Annotated in this window: 17 protein-coding genes; 11 read left to right on the top strand and 6 right to left on the bottom strand. The window is 71.6% G+C overall.

What is annotated here, in order from left to right:
* Positions 1-15 precede the first annotated feature (15 nt).
* From ACGFYY_RS15045 to ACGFYY_RS15020, 6 genes are all read left to right on the top strand, one after another.
* Positions 16-708 carry an N-acetyltransferase gene (locus ACGFYY_RS15045; RefSeq protein ID WP_393709491.1) on the top strand — a complete coding sequence of 231 codons (693 nt, stop codon included), beginning with the start codon at positions 16-18 and terminating at the stop codon, positions 706-708.
* Positions 709-826: 118 nt separating this feature from the next.
* The gene (argC, locus tag ACGFYY_RS15040; protein WP_393709489.1) at positions 827-1855 is read left to right on the top strand and encodes an N-acetyl-gamma-glutamyl-phosphate reductase; all 1029 of its coding nucleotides are present in this window, start codon (positions 827-829) and stop codon (positions 1853-1855) included.
* Entirely contained in the window at positions 1852-3009 is a 1158-nt protein-coding gene (gene argJ, locus ACGFYY_RS15035) for a bifunctional glutamate N-acetyltransferase/amino-acid acetyltransferase ArgJ (protein WP_393709487.1), read from the top strand. The genes argC and argJ overlap by 4 nt, the downstream gene beginning before the upstream one ends.
* On the top strand, positions 3006-3950 hold the full coding sequence (gene argB, locus ACGFYY_RS15030) for an acetylglutamate kinase (protein ID WP_393709485.1): 945 nt from the start codon (positions 3006-3008) through the stop codon (positions 3948-3950). Before argJ ends, argB begins: the two co-directional genes overlap by 4 nt.
* Positions 3947-5152 carry an acetylornithine transaminase gene (locus ACGFYY_RS15025; RefSeq protein WP_365268000.1) on the top strand — a complete coding sequence of 402 codons (1206 nt, stop codon included), beginning with the start codon at positions 3947-3949 and terminating at the stop codon, positions 5150-5152. The genes argB and ACGFYY_RS15025 overlap by 4 nt, the downstream gene beginning before the upstream one ends.
* A 7-nt stretch (positions 5153-5159) precedes the next feature.
* Positions 5160-5696 carry an arginine repressor gene (locus tag ACGFYY_RS15020; protein ID WP_030765547.1) on the top strand — a complete coding sequence of 179 codons (537 nt, stop codon included), beginning with the start codon at positions 5160-5162 and terminating at the stop codon, positions 5694-5696.
* A 13-nt stretch (positions 5697-5709) separates the two neighbouring features.
* Here ACGFYY_RS15020 and ACGFYY_RS15015 read toward each other — a convergent pair whose 3' ends face one another.
* The 3 genes from ACGFYY_RS15015 to ACGFYY_RS15005 all read right to left on the bottom strand — a co-directional run bounded on the left by ACGFYY_RS15015 (position 5710) and on the right by ACGFYY_RS15005 (position 8021).
* Positions 5710-6402 (bottom strand): L,D-transpeptidase, encoded by a 693-nt coding sequence (locus tag ACGFYY_RS15015; RefSeq protein ID WP_393709592.1) that lies wholly within the window; start codon positions 6400-6402, stop codon positions 5710-5712.
* Between the two features lie 6 nt (positions 6403-6408).
* On the bottom strand, positions 6409-6564 hold the full coding sequence (locus ACGFYY_RS15010) for a hypothetical protein (RefSeq protein ID WP_393709482.1): 156 nt from the start codon (positions 6562-6564) through the stop codon (positions 6409-6411).
* An 83-nt stretch (positions 6565-6647) separates the two neighbouring features.
* Positions 6648-8021: a HEAT repeat domain-containing protein gene (locus tag ACGFYY_RS15005; protein WP_393709480.1), complete on the bottom strand. Its 1374-nt coding sequence runs from the start codon at positions 8019-8021 to the stop codon at positions 6648-6650.
* 186 nt (positions 8022-8207) lie between these two features.
* On the opposite strand from ACGFYY_RS15005, the gene ACGFYY_RS15000 reads away from it, so the two are divergent.
* Both ACGFYY_RS15000 and argH read left to right on the top strand, forming a co-directional pair.
* Complete coding sequence (locus ACGFYY_RS15000; protein ID WP_030009472.1) at positions 8208-9401, top strand: argininosuccinate synthase; 1194 nt, start codon at positions 8208-8210, stop codon at positions 9399-9401.
* Between the two features lie 143 nt (positions 9402-9544).
* Positions 9545-10972, top strand: coding sequence for an argininosuccinate lyase (gene argH / locus ACGFYY_RS14995; protein ID WP_365268004.1), 1428 nt, complete (start codon positions 9545-9547; stop codon positions 10970-10972).
* Positions 10973-11159: 187 nt separating this feature from the next.
* Here argH and ACGFYY_RS14990 read toward each other — a convergent pair whose 3' ends face one another.
* Positions 11160-12332 carry a hypothetical protein gene (locus ACGFYY_RS14990; RefSeq protein WP_393709477.1) on the bottom strand — a complete coding sequence of 391 codons (1173 nt, stop codon included), beginning with the start codon at positions 12330-12332 and terminating at the stop codon, positions 11160-11162.
* Between the two features lie 101 nt (positions 12333-12433).
* Positions 12434-12943, bottom strand: coding sequence for an HAD domain-containing protein (locus tag ACGFYY_RS14985; RefSeq protein ID WP_393709475.1), 510 nt, complete (start codon positions 12941-12943; stop codon positions 12434-12436).
* Positions 12944-13033: 90 nt separating this feature from the next.
* On the opposite strand from ACGFYY_RS14985, the gene ACGFYY_RS14980 reads away from it, so the two are divergent.
* The 3 genes from ACGFYY_RS14980 (at position 13034) to ACGFYY_RS14970 (ending at position 16681) form a co-directional block, all read left to right on the top strand.
* Entirely contained in the window at positions 13034-13585 is a 552-nt protein-coding gene (locus ACGFYY_RS14980; RefSeq protein WP_393709473.1) for a TetR/AcrR family transcriptional regulator, read from the top strand.
* Entirely contained in the window at positions 13582-15126 is a 1545-nt protein-coding gene (locus tag ACGFYY_RS14975) for an MFS transporter (protein WP_365268012.1), read from the top strand. Before ACGFYY_RS14980 ends, ACGFYY_RS14975 begins: the two co-directional genes overlap by 4 nt.
* Before the next feature lie 79 nt (positions 15127-15205).
* Positions 15206-16681 carry a membrane-associated oxidoreductase gene (locus tag ACGFYY_RS14970; protein WP_365268014.1) on the top strand — a complete coding sequence of 492 codons (1476 nt, stop codon included), beginning with the start codon at positions 15206-15208 and terminating at the stop codon, positions 16679-16681.
* A 12-nt stretch (positions 16682-16693) separates the two neighbouring features.
* On the opposite strand, the gene ACGFYY_RS14965 is transcribed toward ACGFYY_RS14970, so the two are convergent.
* Positions 16694-17323, bottom strand: coding sequence for a 1-acyl-sn-glycerol-3-phosphate acyltransferase (locus ACGFYY_RS14965; protein ID WP_030765574.1), 630 nt, complete (start codon positions 17321-17323; stop codon positions 16694-16696).
* Positions 17324-17610: the final 287 nt, after the last annotated feature.

The following is a 17610-nucleotide window of genomic DNA, read 5'->3' as shown; positions in this document are numbered from 1 at the left end:
TCCTGGCCTGCGGGAATGACCGAGATCCGCATCACCAGGCTCGCCGAGCGCCCCGAACTGGCGAACCGGCTGGGGGACATGGACGACCCGTGGCCCCAGTTCGCCGGCCACGACTCCCTCGCCTGGCTGCTGTACCCGCGCATGGAGGCCGAGCCGGCCGACTACGTCCTGGTCGCCACGGACGGGGACGCGGTGGTCGCCCCCGGCTACAGCCTGCCCTTCGCCCTGCACAAGGCCGGCCGGGACGGCGAGCTGCCCGCGCAGGGCTGGGACCGGGTGCTCATGTGGGCCTTCTCCGACCTGCGCCGCGGGGTGCGTCCGGACACGGTGAGCGCGATCGAGATCACCGTCGCCCGTGACCGGCAGGGCGAAGGGCTCTCCGGTCGCATGCCGGCCGCGATGCGGGAGAACGCCCGGGCCCGAGGGTTCGCCGAGGTGGTGGCACCGGTCCGGCCGAGCGGAAAGCCGGCCGAGCCCGACACCCCGATCGGGGAGTACGCGTACCGCACCCGCGAGGACGGCCTCCCGCACGACCCGTGGCTGCGCGTCCACGCCCGCGCGGGCGGGGTCGTCGACCCGATCGCGCCGCTTCAGGCACTCCCTGGCCGAGGCGACGGCGACCGGCCGCCGGCCACGATGATCGAAGCAGGCGTCCGAATATCGAAGCGGGCGTCCGAATCGCCCGCGCGGCGTGACCTTTCCTGCTAGACATCTTCCAATGGGCGACGAGGTCGTACGCCACCTTCCCGCGCCCTCCGCCGCACATCCGACCGTTGCATAAACGTGCAGCAGTACGTATAGTCATGCCATCGATGAGGAGGGTCCGATGGTGGTACGTGTAGCGGTGGCCGGTGCGAGCGGATACGCGGGTGGGGAAGTCCTGCGCCTGCTGCTCTCGCACCCCGAGGTGGAGATCGGCGCCCTGACCGGCAACTCCAACGCCGGACAGCTCCTCGGCTCCCTGCAACCGCACCTCGTGCCGCTGGCCGGACGCACGCTCGAGGCGACCACCTCCGAGGTCCTCGCCGGCCACGACGTCGTCTTCCTCGCCCTCCCGCACGGCCAGTCCGCCGCCGTCGCCGCCCAGCTCGGCGAGGACGTCCTCGTCGTCGACATGGGCGCCGACCACCGGCTCAAGGACTCCGCCGACTGGGACGCCTTCTACGGCGCCCCGCACGCCGGTACCTGGCCCTACGGGCTCCCCGAACTGCCCGGCGCCCGCGAGGCCCTGGCGGGTACCAGGCGCATCGCCGTCCCCGGCTGCTTCCCCACCGCCGTCTCCCTCGCGCTCTTCCCCGCCTACCAGGGGAAGTTCGCCGAGCCGGAGGCCGTGATCGTCGCCGCCACCGGTACCTCCGGCGCGGGCAAGGCCCTCAAGCCGCACCTGCTCGGCGCCGAGGTGATGGGCACCGTGACCCCGTACGGCGTGGGCGGCGGACACCGCCACACGCCCGAGATGGTGCAGAACCTCAGCCCGCTCGCGGGAGAGCGCGTCTCGGTCTCCTTCACCCCGACCCTCGTGCCCATGGCGCGCGGCATCCTCGCCACGTGCTCGGCCAAGGCGCTCCCGGGCGCCACCGCCGAATCGCTGCGCGCCGCGTACGAGAAGGCCTACGCCGACGAGCCCTTCGTCCACCTGCTGCCCGAGGGCCGGATGCCGTCCACCAAATCCGTCCACGGTTCCAACGCCGTCCACGTCCAGGTCGCCTACGACGAGTCCGCCCGCCGGATCATCGCCGTGAGCGCCATCGACAACCTGACCAAGGGCACCGCCGGCGGCGCGGTGCAGAGCATGAACATCGCCCTGGGGCTTCACGAGAGCCTGGGTCTTTCGACGATCGGAGTCGCACCGTGAGCGTCACGGCAGCACAGGGATTCACGGCAGCGGGCATCGCCGCCGGGATCAAGGCCAACGGCAACCCCGACCTGGCCCTCGTGGTCAACAACGGGCCGAGTCTGGCCGCCGCGGGCGTCTTCACCTCCAACCGCGTCAAGGCCGCCCCCGTACACTGGTCCGAGCAGGTCCTGCGGGGCGCAGCCGTCAGCGCGGTCGTCCTCAACTCCGGCGGCGCCAACGCCTGCACCGGCCCCAAGGGCTTCCAGGACACCCACGCCACCGCGGAAAAGGTCGCGCAGGTACTCGGCGGCGACTTCAACGCCGGCGAGATCGCGGTCGCCTCCACCGGCCTGATCGGCGTCCTGCTCCCCATGGACAAGCTCCTCCCCGGCATCGAGACGGCCGCCGCGGCCCTGTCCGCGGACGGCGGCGAGGCCGCCGCCATCGCCATCAAGACCACCGACACCGTGCACAAGACGGCCACCGTCTCGCAGGGCGGCTGGACCGTCGGAGGCATGGCCAAGGGCGCGGGCATGCTCGCCCCGGGCCTGGCCACCATGCTCGTCGTCATCACCACCGACGCCGACCTGGACAGCGCCACCCTCGACAAGGCGCTGCGCGCCGCCACCCGCACCACCTTCGACCGGGTCGACTCCGACGGCTGCATGTCCACCAACGACACGGTGCTGCTGCTCGCCTCCGGCGCCTCCGGCCAGGTACCGGCGTACGAGGACTTCGCGGAGGCCGTGCGCAAGGTCTGCGACGACCTGGCCCGCCAGCTCATCGGCGACGCCGAGGGCGCGAGCAAGGACATCCGCATCGAGGTCGTCGGCGCGCTGACCGAGGACGACGCGGTCGAGGTCGGCCGCTCCATCGCCCGCAACAACCTGCTCAAGTGCGCCATCCACGGCGAGGACCCGAACTGGGGCCGGGTGCTCTCAGCGATCGGCACCACCCAGGCCGCCTTCGACCCGGACCGGCTGAACGTCGCCATCAACGACGTCTGGGTCTGCCGCAACGGATCGGTCGGCGACGACCGCGACCTGGTCTCCATGAAGGGCCGCGAGGTCCGGATCACCGCCGACCTGTCGAACGGCAACGAGTCCGCCGTGATCTGGGGCAACGACCTGACCGCCGAGTACGTCCACGAGAACAGCGCCTACTCCTCATGAGCGACGAGAAGGCCGGCCAGCCCGGCACCTCCGGCGGCACCGCCCGCAAGCACACCGCCCTGCCCAAGGCGCAGATCCTCATCGAGGCCCTGCCCTGGCTCACCCGCCACAACGGCAAGGTCGTCGTCATCAAGTTCGGCGGCAACGCCATGATCGACGACGAGCTCAAGGCCGCGTTCGCCCAGGACGTGGTCTTCCTGCGCCAGGCCGGCCTCAAGCCGGTCGTGGTGCACGGCGGCGGCCCCCAGATCAACGCCCAGCTCGACAAGCAGGGCCTGGTCAGCGAGTTCAAGGCGGGGCTGCGCGTCACGACCCCCGAGGCCATGGACGTCGTACGGATGGTCCTGGCGGGCCACGTCCAGCGCGAACTGGTCGGGCTGCTCAACCAGCACGGGCCGCTCGCCGTCGGCATGACCGGCGAGGACGCCCGCACCATGATCGCGACCAAGCACAGCCCGGAGATCGGCGGCGAGGTCATCGACATCGGCCGGGTCGGGGAGATCACCTCCATCGACACCGGCGCCATCGAGGCCCTGCTGGCGGACGGCCGGATCCCGGTCATCTCCTCCATCGCGGGCAGCGCCGACGACCACCACGTCTACAACGTCAACGCCGACACGGCGGCCGCGGCGCTCGCCGCCGCGCTCGGCGCCGAGACGCTGATGGTCCTCACCGACGTCGAAGGCCTCTACGCGGACTGGCCGAACAGCGACGAGGTCATCAGCAAGCTCACCGTCAGCGAGTTGGAGAAGCTCCTGCCCGAGCTGTCCAGCGGCATGGCACCCAAGATGGAGGGCTGCCTGCACGCCGTACGCAACGGCGTGAACACCGCCCGCGTGCTCGACGGACGGGTCCAGCACTCGATCCTGCTGGAGATCTTCACGGACTCCGGCATCGGCACGATGGTCGTGCCCGACCACCAGTCAGGGGGAACGGAATGACGACGGGCACCGGCAATCAGGAGTACGGGGCACGCTGGCAGGGCGCACTCGCCAACAACTACGGCACCCCCGCGGTCGCGCTGGTACGGGGCGAAGGCGCCCAGGTATGGGACGCCGACGGCAAGCAGTACACCGACTTCGTCGGCGGTATCGCGGTCAACGCCCTCGGCCACGCCCACCCGGCGATCGTGGCGGCCGTGACCGAGCAGATCTCCACCCTCGGCCACGTCTCCAACCTCTTCATCTCCGAGCCGGTCGTCGCGCTGGGCGAGCGGCTGCTCCAGCTCTTCGGCCGCCCCGGCAAGGTCTTCTTCTGCAACTCGGGCGCCGAGTCCGTCGAAGCCGCCTTCAAGATCGGCCGGCTGACCGGGCGGACCCACATGGTCGCCACCGACGGCGGCTTCCACGGCCGGACCATGGGCGCCCTCGCGCTCACCGGCCAGCCCAAGAAGCAGGAGCCCTTCCGGCCGCTGCCCGGCGACGTCACGCACGTCCCGTTCGGCGACGTCGAGGCGCTGCGGGCCGCCGTCACCGAGGAGACCGCGCTCGTCGTCATCGAACCCATCCAGGGCGAGAACGGCGTCGTCGTACCCCCCGCCGGGTACCTGACGGCCGCCCGCGAGATCACCCGCGCCACCGGCACCCTGCTCGTCCTCGACGAGGTCCAGACCGGCATCGGCCGGTGCGGCCAGTGGTTCGAGCACCAGGCCCACGAGGACGTCGAGCCCGACATCGTCACCCTCGCCAAGGGGCTGGGCGGCGGCCTGCCGATCGGCGCGGTGGTCGCCTTCGGCCCCGTCGCGGACCTGCTCCAGCCGGGCCAGCACGGCACCACCTTCGGCGGGAACCCGGTCGCCTGCGCGGCAGGCCTCGCCGTCATCGACACGATCGCCACGGGCGGGCTGCTCGACCAGGTCAAGGCCAGGGGGGAGCGGCTGCGCTCCGGGATCGAGGGCACGGGCCACGCCCTGGTCTCCCACGTCCGCGGCTCCGGACTACTGCTGGGTATCGTGCTGACCGAGCCGCTCGCCGCCCGGGTGCAGCAGGCGGCTCAGGACGCCGGCTTCCTGGTCAACGCGCCCGCCCCCGACGTCGTACGGCTCATGCCCCCGTACGTACTCACCGAGGCCGAGGCGGACGCGTTCGTCCGGGCCCTGCCCGGCATCCTTGACGCAGCAGGCGGGGACGGATCCGGAGAATGAGACGACGATGAGTCAGGCGCAGGACAACGAGCAAGGCGGCCAGGCCGTCCCGCAGACCCGCACCGCGCGTCACCGCCGGATCGTGGACATCCTCAACCGGCAGCCGGTCCGCTCCCAGAGTCAGCTGGCCAAGCTGCTCGCCGACGACGGGCTGAGCGTCACCCAGGCGACGCTCTCGCGCGACCTCGACGAGCTGGGCGCGGTGAAGATCCGCAACACCGGCGGCGAGCTGATCTACGCGGTACCCAGCGAGGGCGGCTTCCGCACCCCGCAGGCCCCGCTCGGCGAGTCCGCGAAGGAGGAGCGCATGCGGCGCCTCTCCGGGGAACTGCTGATCTCGGCGGAGGCCTCCGCGAACCTCGTGGTCCTGCGCACCCCGCCGGGTGCGGCCCAGTTCCTCGCCTCGGCGATCGACCAGGCCGAGCTCCGCGCGATCCTCGGCACGATCGCCGGCGACGACACCCTGATGCTGATCAGCCGGGACCCGGCGGGCGGCCAGGCCCTCGCCGACCACCTGCTGCGCCTGGCGCAGAAGGAGGGCTAGGGCCTGGCGCGGCTCAATACCGGGTCACGGCCAGGTCCCCGGACTCCGTGCCGATCGCGATGTGCGGACGGCGGCGCGGGTCCGCCCAGCGCAGGATCGCCCGCATGGCCGGCTCGGGCACGGACACGCAACCGGCCGTCGCGCCCTTCCCGTTGACGTGCAGGAAGATCCCGGCGCCCCGGCCGCGCACGGGCCGGTCGTAGTTGAAGCCGATGACCAGCGCGTGCGCGTACTGCTTCTCGTACGTCACCAGGTGCTCGGCCTCACCCGGCGCGCAGTCCGCGGGCAGCGGCTCGACCCAGCGGTTGTAGTGGGCGGACGCGTTGTCCTGGCACCACCAGGAGTCGGCCGTCACCTGCCGGTACACGTGGTCCGTGCCGGCGGGTGCCCGCCGGATCCCGAAGGCGTAGGGGAGCTCGAACAGGCCGGTGGGCGTGGTGTTCGTGCCCTGGGTCCGCGAGGCACCCTCGGTGAGGCCGTTCGCACCGAACCGGGCGGGCGCGCTCCCGGACCGGTGCCAGCGTCCCGCCCACCGCTCCCACCAGATCACCTCGCCGGTGCTGGATCCGGGCGCCGACGCGACGGCGGTGATGAGCTGGCTCCCCCCACCGGTGTCGGCGAGCCGGTCGGGCAGGGGCGCCGGTGAGGGTGCCTGCGGAAGCAGGGTCGCGACGATCAGTGAGACGGCGACTACAGCGGTACGCAGCACATGTCAGACGGTACGGGGCGGAAGGGGCAGCGGCGGCGCAGGCAGGCCGTCGACGCTCGATCCGATGAACTCCTTCTTCTCGCAGTACGCGGCGAACTCCCCGTCCGTCTTGCGGCCGAAGTGCTCCGCGTGCAGCGTCCGCCCGCCCTGGTCCTCCATCAGGGGGACCGGACCGCCTCGCCCTCGCCGTGGATGCGCACGATGTCGGCCGTCCATCCGTTCGTGGAGCTTTCCCGTGCCGATCAGTATGCGTACCCCTCGGCCGGAGCCGCCGCGACCGGGAGCCCGAGCCGTCGGCGCATCTGCCGCATGACGTAGTCGCTGAACAGGTGCGTGCACCGGTCCAGCAGGGCGCCGACCTCCGGGTCCCGCGCGGGCAGGTCCGGCACCCGGTACGGGGACCACATGCTCTGGACGCGCTGCGCGGCGATCATCCGCAGGGCCGGGTCACGGTCCGTCAGCAGCTCGACGGAAGCGCGTAGTCCGGCCACCCCGCCCCGGGCGAACAGCAGCCGGTAGGCGGCCCGGCGGGTGTGCGAGGGCTGCCCGGGCGCGATACGGGCCAGCAGCCAGTCGGCGGGCAGCCGGTCGGCGGAGGCGCCGAGGCTGCGGGCGACCTCACGGGCCACCGCCGGCGCCGGGTCGTCCAGCAACGGCCGCAGCAGCTCGACGTCCGTGACGTCCAGCAGGCGCAGGCCCGCGACGGCGGCGGCCCGCACCTGACCGGTGGGGTGCTCCAGCAGCGCGCGCAGCACCGGCGCGTCCTCGCGGCGCGCGCACTCGGCGAAGCCGGTCACCTGGTACGAGGTCACGCGGGCGGGGTCGGCCAGCGGCCGGCGGCACAGCGGGCGCGGGTCGCCGCCGCCCTGGCGGACCGACCAGCGGGCGCAGGCCCGGACCATTCCGGAGCGGTCGAAGAGGTGATCCGCGGCCTCGGCGGTCCGGCCGGCGCCGCGCAGGGCGGTGACCCCGGCCGCGCGGACCATCGGGCCGTGCCCGCCGAGCAGGGTGTCGACGGCCTCGTCGTCCGGCCCGTCGGCGGCCAGGGCGGCCAGCGTCGCGTCCGTCCACAGCCCGCTCGTCGGCGGATGCTGCTCGGCCGCGGCCAGCGCGGCCAGCTCCCGTGCGTCCAGCAGTCCGGCGTCGAGGGTCAGCCGCGCGGCGAGCCGCCGGGTCTGCGGATCCGGGCTCCCGCGCAGTGCGGCGAGGAGCTCGTGGTCCCCGTTCAGCAGGTCCTCGAAGCGCTCCAGCGCCCAGGCGCCCTGCTCGCGCAGGGCCAGCCGTACGACGAGCGGCGTCAGTCGGAGCAGCGTGCCCGCGGGGTCGTCCGCCAGGGCCGTGGCCAGGACCCGCCGGGCCTGCTCGCGGACGGGCCGCACCCAGTCCGCGCACCGGATCGCGACGAACTCCAGCAGCGGTGACAGCAGCGGCGTCGGCGCCCGCAGGGCAGCCTCGCGGATCCGGCCGTTTGCGTGGCACAGCCGCACGGCCTCCGGCGTTCCGAGGGGGGCCGGGCCCGACCGGTAGGAGGTCTGCCGGACCGTGTGGTCGAAGGCGATCCACTCGGCCGCCGGGCCTCCCGGCGACGGCAGCCGTGTGTGCGCGTCCGTGTCCATACGCCCTCCCCTGGGGTTGTAGAGGCTGATCGTAGGCAATCGGGCCGCCGCCCCGCCTCTCATATATCCGCAGGTCAGGCCGGATGTGTCGGCGATGCGACGCGAACACTCCCCGAGTCGATTGACGAAACATACGGAGTAGTGCATAGTTATGCCTGTCGTTGAATGCACCGTAAGGAGAAACCCGTGACCGAGCGCGTCGTACTCGCCTACTCGGGCGGCCTGGACACCTCCGTCGCCATCGGCTGGATCGCCGAGGAGACGGGCGCCGAGGTCATCGCCGTTGCCGTGGACGTCGGCCAGGGCGGCGAGGACCTGGACGTCATCCGCAAGCGCGCGCTCGACTGCGGTGCGGTCGAGGCCGAGGTCGCCGACGCCTCCGACGAGTTCGCCAACGAGTACTGCCTCCCGGCGATCAAGGCGAACGCCCTCTACATGGACCGGTACCCGCTGGTCTCGGCGCTCTCGCGGCCGGCCATCGTCAAGCACCTGGTCGCCGCGGCCAAGAAGCACGGCGCCACGACCGTGGCCCACGGCTGCACCGGCAAGGGCAACGACCAGGTCCGCTTCGAGGCCGGCATCGTCGCCCTCGCCCCGGACCTCAAGTGCATCGCCCCGGTCCGTGACTACGCGATGACCCGGGACAAGGCGATCGCCTTCTGCGAGGAGAAGCAGCTCCCGATCGCGACCACCAAGAAGTCCCCGTACTCCATCGACCAGAACGTCTTCGGACGCGCCGTCGAGACGGGCTTCCTGGAGGACATCTGGAACGCCCCGATCGAGGACATCTACGAGTACACCTCGAACCCGGCCCTGCCGCGCGAGGCCGACGAGGTCGTCATCTCCTTCAAGGAGGGCGTCCCGGTCGCCATCGACGGCAAGCCCGTCACCGTGCTGCAGGCCATCCAGCAGCTCAACGACCGTGCCGGAGCCCAGGGCATCGGCCGGATCGACATCGTCGAGGACCGTCTCGTGGGCATCAAGTCCCGTGAGGTGTACGAGGCCCCGGGCGCGATCGCGCTGATCACGGCCCACCAGGAGCTGGAGAACGTCACCGTCGAGCGCGAGCTGGCCCGCTACAAGCGGCAGGTCGAGCAGCGCTGGGGCGAGATGGTCTACGACGGCCTGTGGTTCTCCCCGCTCAAGCGCGCCCTGGACGGCTTCATCAACGAGGCCAACCAGCACGTCACCGGTGACATCCGGATGACCCTGCACGGCGGCCGCGCCGTCGTCACCGGCCGGAAGTCCGACGAGTCGCTGTACGACTTCAACCTCGCGACCTACGACTCGGGCGACACCTTCGACCAGTCCAAGGCCCAGGGCTTCATCGAGATCTTCGGTCTCTCCTCGAAGATCGCGGCCCGCCGCGACCTCGCCTGACCGACCAGCAGACCGGACCGCCTCCCCGTTACCTCCGCGGCGGGGAGGCGGTTGCACATCCGGAACCCCGCCGGCCTCCCGGCCGTGCGGGCCCCGGAGCCTTACCAGCAGTCAAAGCCATGCAGTCTTGAGGAGCAGTAGCTGTGAGCAGCAACAAGGGTGACGTCCGGCTCTGGGGCGGCCGGTTCGCCGACGGTCCTTCGGAGGCGCTGGCCCTGCTGTCGGCGTCGGTCCACTTCGACTGGCGCCTCGCGCCGTACGACATCGCGGGCTCCCGTGCCCACGCCCGCGTGCTCCACAAGGCAGGCCTGCTCACGGCCGACGAACTCGACCGCATGATCGCCGGGCTGGACCAGCTGGAGGCCGACGTGGCCGACGGCTCCTTCACCGGCACCATCGCCGACGAGGACGTGCACACCGCCCTGGAGCGTGGCCTGCTGGAACGGCTCGGTGCCGAGCTCGGCGGCAAGCTGCGCGCCGGCCGGTCCCGCAACGACCAGGTCGCCACCCTCTTCCGGATGTACCTGCGCGACCACGGCCGGATCATCGGCGGCCTGATCGCCGACCTCCAGGACGCGTTGGTCGGCCTCGCCGAGACGCACCACGACGTGGCCATGCCCGGGCGCACCCACCTGCAGCACGCGCAGCCGGTGCTCTTCGCCCACCACGTACTGGCCCACGTGCAGTCCCTGTCCCGGGACGCGGAGCGGCTGCGGCAGTGGGACACCCGGACCGCGGTCTCCCCGTACGGCTCGGGCGCTCTGGCCGGCTCCTCGCTGGGCCTGGACCCGGAGCAGGTCGCCGCCGACCTGGGCTTCGAGCGGGGCTCGGTCGGCAACTCGATCGACGGCACGGCCTCGCGCGACTTCGTCGCCGAGTTCGCCTTCATCACCGCGATGATCGGGATCAACCTGTCCCGGATCGCGGAGGAGATCATCATCTGGAACACGAAGGAGTTCTCCTTCGTGACCCTGCACGACGCCTTCTCGACCGGGTCGTCGATCATGCCGCAGAAGAAGAACCCGGACATCGCGGAGCTGGCGCGCGGCAAGTCAGGCCGGCTCATCGGCAATCTGACGGGCCTGCTCGCCACGCTCAAGGCGCTGCCCCTGGCGTACAACCGGGACCTCCAGGAGGACAAGGAGCCGGTCTTCGACTCCTGCGACACGCTCGAGGTCCTGCTGCCCGCCTTCACCGGCATGATGGCGACCCTCACGGTCAACCGCGAGCGGATGGAGGAGCTGGCCCCGGCGGGCTTCTCGCTCGCCACCGACATCGCCGAGTGGCTGGTCAAGCAGGGCGTGCCGTTCCGGGTGGCGCACGAGGTGGCCGGCGAGTGCGTCAAGGTCTGCGAGGGCGAGGGCATCGAGCTCGACCAGCTGACGGACGAGCAGTTCGTGAAGATCTCCGAGCACCTGACCCCCGAGGTCCGGACCGTCCTGAACGTCAAGGGCGCCCTGGCGTCGCGTAACGGCCGGGGCGGCACCGCCCCGTCGGCGGTCGCCACCCAGCTCACCGAGCTGAAGGCCGACCTGGTCATCCAGCACGCCTGGGCGGCCCACAAGCAGTAGCCGCCCCCGGCAGGCCCCCCGGCAGGAGCCGCCCCCGCTGCTCCTGCCCCCCACAGCTGCCGCCGCCCTGCGGCCCGCACGCCCGCCCGAACAGGCCCGGGCCTTGTACGTCCACACGCGGCGGAATGCCCGGAGGGGCGGCCGGAGCACCCGCTCCGGCCGCCCCTCCGGCGCGTCCGGTTCCGGCTCAGTCGAGCGGGTGGTCCGGCTCGTAGTTGGTCAGGACGCAGCCTTCGACCTGGGACTTCTCCAGGCGGTAGCCCGACGGGGCGGAGAAGCCGGGAAGACAGTTCAGGTACAGGAACTGGAGCTGGTAGAGGCCGTGACGGGACGACGGGCTGTTGGTCTCGACGGCGATGTTCTCCCCGACCAGCAGCCGGCTCGCGGTCTGCCGAAGCTTGCCGTCGTCCTTGTAGTCGGCCAGCTGGGCGGCCTTCGCCTTGGTCTGGAGCAGCTTCATGTTCCCGACGGTGTCGAGCCAGCTCAGATCGTGGGCGCGCTGCGCCCCGGCGGGCTCTCCGCACAGGGCCCGGCCCGTCACGCCCCACTCCGTCGCGCTGCCCTTCACCACCGGCGCGTAGTCGATCGACTCGATCGCGACGGCGTCGGGATCGGTCGAGAAGTGCTGCTCGCAGTCGAGGCTGTTGCCCACGAGCTTGCGCAGCTCGGCGATGCTGCCGGCGCGGGGGAGCCCCAGGCTGCCCGTCTTCGGTTGGCCCAGCTTCTCGCCCCCGCCCGCCGGATCCTGCGGGGTCTCCAGGTTCGGGCTGCCGGATCCGTCCTCGGACCCGACGAAGTCGCTGAGGTTGCAGTGTTCGACCAGCGGCTTCTCCCGCTTGTAGCCCTCGGGGACGGGTGCGCCCGGGTTGCAGGTCAGGACCCGCAGGTCGGAGCGGACCAGCGCGAGCGCCGTCCGGGTGCTCGTCGGGAACGCGACGAAGCCCTTGCCGATCAGGACCCGGCTCTCCAGCCCGTACGCGCCGTCACCGCCGTCCATCCTGTCCAGGACGTACTGCTTGTATCCCTCCTGGAACTGCTTCATGTCCCCGGGCACGGCGATGACGATCGCGCCCTGGCGGACCTTGTCGCTGCAGACGCCCAGCTCCTTCACCGACCACTGCCCGGCCTTGGGGAAGTCGCCCGCGGGCACCCGGGGGTCGTCGGGCCTGTCGCTCAGGTCGTCGCAGTTGGCGAACTGCCGCAGGTACTGCTGGGCCTCGGTGAGCGGGCCCGTGGCGTCGGCGGCGGCCGTGGACGACGGGGCGGCGGGTGTGGCCGGCCGCCCGCCCTCCTCGCACGCGGCGAGTGGGGCGAGGCAGCCGAGGGTGACGGTCGCGGCGATGATCCGCTGGAGGCGCATGGGGAACTTTCGTCGGTACGGTCCGGGGGGCATGTGCATGCTAGGTCGCGGCCGGATCATGACCAAAACCCCGGCGTGCGGCGGCCGTTCGCCGCTGTCGATCACGTGGCCCAGGCCGCCAGGGTGTCGAAATCGCCGCGGACCAGTCCGATCCGCTCGTCGACGCGCAGCAGGAGGGTCCGCGCCGGGTGGCGCTGGTCGACGTACTCGCGGTCCATCGCCGTGATGTCGTCGTCGATCCACGCGAAGGGCCGCTCGCCCGCGTATTCGAGGATGTACTGGGTCTTCCAGAAGGTGCCGCGCGGCGCCCGGCCGTGCATGACCGGCCAGTCGATGAAGGGGAGCCGCGGCAGTCCCAGGTGCGGGCCTATCCAGTCGTTGGCCTCGTCCTTCCATGTGGTGGCCCAGACGAGCTCGTAGACCTCCGCGAGGGCGAGCAGCTCCGCCCCGTGGGTGTGATCGAGCCAAACCCGCAGCGGCTTGGCCCGCTCGGCCTCGGTCCAGCCCGTCGGGCGCATCCGGTGGGTGCTGTACCCCTCGGGGCGCCGCTGGGCCTTGGCCGCGTAGGGGTTCAGCGGCCCGTCGACATCGATCAGCAGCAGAGGCTTCATGGCGGCAGGATTCCGTTCCGGCTGCCCCGAGGGCAGCCTACTTTTCGACTGAATGAGACACCGACGTCTCATTCGGGGTATGCTTGTCTCATGGCCATGGATCGTGACCAGGTGCTCCGCGACGCGGCCGCCCTGCTTTCCCGCAAGTCGACCGCCACGATGGACGAGGTCGCCCGAGCCGCCGGGATCGGCCGCGCGACCCTCCACCGGCACTTCGCCGGACGCGACGCCCTCGTACGGGCCCTCGAAGAACTCGGCATCCGCGAGTTCGAGGTGGCCTTCGACAGGGCCCGCCTCGACGAGGACACCGCGGTGGAGGCGATCGGACGCCTCGTCGCCGAGGCCGAGCCCAACGCCCAGCTGCTGGCCTTCCTCGTCACCGAGAACCAGCTGTTCGAGGGCGACGAGGTCAACGAGGGATGGGCCCGGCTCGACGCCCGTGTCGGCGCCCTCTTCCGGCGCGGCCAGGAAGAGGGCGACATCCGGATCGACCTGAGCCCCGCGTGGCTCACCGAGGCCCTCTACGGCCTCGTCGGCACCTGCGCCTGGGCCGTGATGGACGGCCGGGTCGCCGCCAAGGACTTCCAGTACATGATCATCGAGCTGTTGCTCGGTGGCGCCAGACGGAGTGTGGAGAAATGAGCACCACCCAGCAGCTGAACAGCACCATCGGGACGGAGACCAAGAGCCGCGGCCGCTGGCTCGCCCTGGGCGTGCTGGTGCTCGCGGTGCTGCTGGTCGCCGTCGACGCGACCGTACTCGGCCTCGCCACCCCCGCACTCTCCGAGGACCTCAAGCCGTCCGGCACCCAACTGCTGTGGATAGGCGACATCTACTCCTTCGTCATCGCCGGACTCCTGGTCTCCATGGGCAGCCTGGGTGACCGCATCGGACGCAAGAAGCTGCTGCTCACCGGCGCCGCCGCGTTCGGTGCCGTGTCCGTGCTCAACGCCTACGCGACCAGCCCCGAGATGATGATCGTCGCCCGGGCCCTGCTGGGCGTGGCCGGCGCGACCCTGATGCCGTCGACCCTCGCGCTGATCCGCAACATCTTCCACGACCCCAAGGAGCGCAGCCTCGCGATCGGCATCTGGGGCGCCACCGCCTCGGCCGGCGCGGCCGTCGGCCCGGTCGTCGGCGGAGCCCTCCTCCAGCACTTCTGGTGGGGCTCGGTCTTCCTGATCAACCTCCCTGTGATGATCGCCCTGGTCGTCGTCGGAATCAAGCTGCTTCCCGAATCCAAGAACCCGGTCGCCGGCCCCTGGGACCTCGTCAGCGTCGGCCTCTCCCTCGTCGGCGTGATCAGCGTGGTCTACGCCGTCAAGGAAGTCGCCACCCACGGCGTCACCTGGGAGGTCGCGGCCACCGCGACACTCGGCGCGGGAGCCCTGTACGCCTTCGTACGCCGCCAGTTCGGCCTGCCGTCCCCGCTGCTCGACATGCGGCTCTTCAAGCACCGCGGCTTCTCCGGCGCGGTCCTCGCCGACCTGCTGACCGTCTTCGGCCTCTCCGGACTCGTCTTCTTCCTCTCCCAGTTCCTGCAGCTCGTCCAGGGCCGCGACCCGCTGGAGGCCGGACTCGCCGAACTGCCCGCCGCCATCGGCGCGGTGGTCACCGGCCTGATCGCGGGCCGGTACGCCCGCCGCTACTCGGTACGGACCATCGTGGCCGGCGGCCTCGGCGCCATCGGCCTGGCCCTCGCCGTGCTCACCCTGATCCACAAGGAGAGCGGCTACCCGCTGCTCGGCGCGGCCCTGCTCGTCGTCGGCCTCGGCGCCGGCTTCTCCTTCACCGTCACCGCCGACGTGATCCTCTCCAGCGTCCCCAAGGAGCAGGCCGGTTCGGCCTCCGCCGTCTCCGAGACCGCGTACGAACTCGGCGCCGCCCTCGGCATCGCCCTGCTCGGCTCCATCGTCACCGGCGTCTACCAGAGCTTCACCGCCCCGGCCTCGGTCGCGGGCCCGGCCGCCGACGCCGCGCACGAATCCCTCGGCGGGGCCGTCGAGGCCGCCAAGGCACTGGACCCGCACACCGCCCAGGTGATGGTGGGCGCCGCCCAGGACGCCTTCACGGACGGGCTGCGGCTCGCCTCCGGCGTCGGCGCGGCCGTGCTGCTGGCCACCGCCGTGGCCGCCTGGTTCCTGCTGAAGGGCCAGCGGCTCCAGGAGGGCGTCGAGCACTGACGTCCCGCCGCTTGTGGGCAAGGGATGGTGTTCCGGCCGGAGTTGACAGCTCATGGAGCCTCGGGACACCATCCCGGCGATGGAGATCAACGATCTTACCCCGGCGGAACGCCGCGTCTGGGAGGCCTTCCCGCGCGGCGACGGGGTCGACTTCCGCGCCGCCCCCGAGGACAGCTCCGTCGACGGGGCCGACTGGGGACCCGAGCGCACCCTGCGCGCCGAGGTGCTGCGGGCGATCCTCCTGGGAGCCGGCCCCGTCGTCCAGGGCCGCATCCCCGGTCTCAAGATCAAAGGCGCGAAGATCGTGGGCAAGCTCGACCTGCGCTACGCCGTCATCGACCACCCCATCCGGCTGCGCGACTGCTGGTTCGAGCGCAAGCCCCTGGTGTACGGGGCCCAGCTGCGCGCCCTGGTCCTCGGCTACTCCACCCTGCCCGGCCTGACCGCCTCCACGTTGCGCGTCGAGGTGGTCCTCCGCCTCTCCCACTGCCGGATCGCCGGCCCCGTGCGGCTCCAAGGCGCGAAGATTGCCGGCGGCCTCTTCCTCCAGGGGGCCGTGATCGGTCCGACGGCCGGCGAGGAGGCGGACGAACCCCCGCTCCAGCTGAACCACGTCGAGGTCCACACCGACATCATCGCGAACGACCTGACCGTGCACGGCCAGCTCCGCCTCAACGGGGCCAACGTCGGCGGTCAGATCCAGCTCGATCGTGCCCAGCTGCTCGCCCCCGGCCGGATCGCCCTGCACGCCGAGACCCTGACCGTCGGCACCGACCTGCGCGCGCACCGGATGAAGGCCCGCGGCATGGTCAACCTCACCGGCTCCCGCATACCCGGCCAGGTCAACCTCACCCGCGCCGACCTCGCCAACCCGGACGGAACCGCACTGCGCGCCTCCAGCTGCGCCATCGGCGAGCTGTGGCTGCGCCGGTGCGAGCAGGTCCGGGGCGATGTGAACCTGCGCCGGTCCACCGTCGACCTGCTGCACGTCGATCCGGAGGCCTGGCCCGAGAAGATCGCCATCGACGGTCTGACCTACCGCGCGCTGGCCCCGCACCTTCCCGCCGAGCAGCGGCTACCCGCCCTGGAGCGGGAGGAGTCCGGATACCTCACCTACGCCTACGAGCAGCTCGCGGCGGCCTACCGTACGGCGGGCGACGAGGCGGCCGCCCGGACCGTGCAGCTCGCGAAGCTGCGCAGGCACCGGCGCACCCTGCCCCGGGCCGCCCGGGCGTGGGGGCTGCTCCAGGACGTCACCGTCGGCTACGGCTTCCGGCCGCTCCGGGCGGCGGGCTGGCTGACGGCCCTGCTGCTGACCGGGTCGATCGCGTACGGGATCGACCCTCCGCGCGCCCTGAAGGCGGGGGAGGCGCCGGACTTCAACGCGGTGTTCTACACGATCGACCTGATGGTGCCGATCGTCGGTTTCGGCCAGGAGGCGGCCTTCGCACCGGGCGGCCTGCACCAGTGGCTGTCGTACCTGCTGATCGTGACCGGCTGGATCCTCGCCACCACCACGGCGGCGGGCGTCAGCCGGTCACTCCAGCGTCAGTAGGCGCGGCCCGGGTCAGGCGGCCTTCGCCTTGGTGGCGTACATGTCGACGTACTCCTGGCCCGAGAGGCGCATGACCTCGGCCATCACCGAGTCGGTGACGGCGCGCAGCACGTACCGGTCGCGGTCCATGCCCTCGTAGCGGGAGAACTCCATCGGCTCGCCGAAGCGGACGGTGACCCGGCCCGGACGCGGCATGCCGGCGCCGCCGGGCTGGAGCTTGTCGGTGCCGATCATCGCGAACGGCACCACCGGGGCGCCGGTCATCAGGGTCAGCCGGGCGATGCCGGTGCGGCCGCGGTAGAGCCGGCCGTCGGGGGAGCGGGTGCCCTCGGGGTAGATGCCGAAGATCTTGCCCTCTTCGAGGATGCGGCGGCCGGTCATCAGGGCCGCGACGCCGCCGTTGGCCCCGTCACGGTCGACGGGGATCATGCCGGAGCCGGTGAAGAACCAGGCCATGGCGCGGCCCTTGATCCCCTTGCCGGTCACGTACTCGTCCTTGCCGATGAAGTGGACCGTACGGTCGCACACCAGCGGCAGGATCATGGAGTCGATGAAGGTGAGGTGGTTGCCCGCCAGAATCACCGGACCGGAGCCGGGGATGTTCTCGATGCCCTCCACGCGGGTGCGGAACATCATGCGCATGACCGGTCCGACAGTGGCTTTGATGAGCTTCGTACGGAACAACGTGGGCCCTCCGGCATCGAAAAGCGGTTCGCGCACCCACCACACGGCGGTAGCGCAGGTGAGGACGATACTCGCGGGTCACGGCGAAGCGCACATCGGGTTCACGTGTCGGATACAGAGTGTTGACGCATGTTTGCGCCACGTTCCCCGGATGAGCCCTCGACGCACGCTCCTCGGCCACCCCGATTTGCCTACCATCTGCACGCCGATCGCGGGCCGCGACACGGCGTTCACGACGAGGAGTG

Origin of the sequence: Streptomyces sp. NPDC048331 (assembly GCF_043201215.1) — a bacterium.
In the GTDB taxonomy this organism is placed as follows: Bacteria; Actinomycetota; Actinomycetes; order Streptomycetales; family Streptomycetaceae; genus Streptomyces.
The sequence above is the reverse complement of the archived record's forward strand: the minus strand, read 5'-3'. Positions and strand labels throughout refer to the sequence as shown.

Bases quoted from the DNA above. Each gene is read 5' to 3' on its own strand.
- ACGFYY_RS15045 (WP_393709491.1), top strand. From the start codon at position 16: ATGACCGAGATCCGCATCACCAGGCTCGCCGAGCGCCCCGAACTGGCG.
- argC (WP_393709489.1), top strand. From the start codon at position 827: ATGGTGGTACGTGTAGCGGTGGCCGGTGCGAGCGGATACGCGGGTGGG.
- argB (WP_393709485.1), top strand. From the start codon at position 3,006: ATGAGCGACGAGAAGGCCGGCCAGCCCGGCACCTCCGGCGGCACCGCC.
- ACGFYY_RS15025 (WP_365268000.1), top strand. From the start codon at position 3,947: ATGACGACGGGCACCGGCAATCAGGAGTACGGGGCACGCTGGCAGGGC.
- ACGFYY_RS15020 (WP_030765547.1), top strand. From the start codon at position 5,160: ATGAGTCAGGCGCAGGACAACGAGCAAGGCGGCCAGGCCGTCCCGCAG.
- ACGFYY_RS15010 (WP_393709482.1), bottom strand. From the start codon at position 6,564: ATGGAGGACCAGGGCGGGCGGACGCTGCACGCGGAGCACTTCGGCCGC.
- ACGFYY_RS15005 (WP_393709480.1), bottom strand. From the start codon at position 8,021: ATGGACACGGACGCGCACACACGGCTGCCGTCGCCGGGAGGCCCGGCG.
- ACGFYY_RS14990 (WP_393709477.1), bottom strand. From the start codon at position 12,332: ATGCGCCTCCAGCGGATCATCGCCGCGACCGTCACCCTCGGCTGCCTC.
- ACGFYY_RS14985 (WP_393709475.1), bottom strand. From the start codon at position 12,943: ATGAAGCCTCTGCTGCTGATCGATGTCGACGGGCCGCTGAACCCCTAC.
- ACGFYY_RS14980 (WP_393709473.1), top strand. From the start codon at position 13,034: ATGGCCATGGATCGTGACCAGGTGCTCCGCGACGCGGCCGCCCTGCTT.
- ACGFYY_RS14975 (WP_365268012.1), top strand. From the start codon at position 13,582: ATGAGCACCACCCAGCAGCTGAACAGCACCATCGGGACGGAGACCAAG.
- ACGFYY_RS14970 (WP_365268014.1), top strand. From the start codon at position 15,206: ATGGAGATCAACGATCTTACCCCGGCGGAACGCCGCGTCTGGGAGGCC.
- ACGFYY_RS14965 (WP_030765574.1), bottom strand. From the start codon at position 17,323: ATGCGCATGATGTTCCGCACCCGCGTGGAGGGCATCGAGAACATCCCC.